This is a genomic window from Rosenbergiella gaditana (assembly GCF_018494065.1).
Taxonomy (GTDB): domain Bacteria; phylum Pseudomonadota; class Gammaproteobacteria; order Enterobacterales; family Enterobacteriaceae; genus Rosenbergiella; species Rosenbergiella gaditana.
Map to the genome: position 1 here is coordinate 1 of NZ_JABBFR010000095.1, position 231 is coordinate 231.

General features: G+C 46.8%; 2 tRNA genes. Both read right to left on the reverse strand.

From position 1 onward, the window contains the following. Positions 1-52: 52 nt before the first annotated feature. Positions 53-126, reverse strand: a tRNA-Gly gene (locus HH682_RS15595). A gap of 14 nt (positions 127-140) precedes the next feature. Continuing rightward, positions 141-215: transfer RNA gene (locus HH682_RS15600), tRNA-Gly, on the reverse strand. Positions 216-231 lie beyond the last annotated feature (16 nt).

Consider the following 231-nt stretch of genomic DNA (forward strand, 5'->3'; position numbering starts at 1 on the left):
GATTAAGAGTCAGGTGCTCTACCAACTGAGCTAATAACGCATATTGTTTTAGTGGAGCGGGTAGTGGGAATCGAACCCACCTTTCCAGCTTGGAAGGCTGGAGTATTACCGATATACGATACCCGCATATTTAATTTTTTTGGAGCAGAAGACGGGACTCGAACCCGCAACATCCACCTTGGCAAGGTGGCACTCTACCATTGAGTCACTTCTGCTTATTTGGTGCAGATG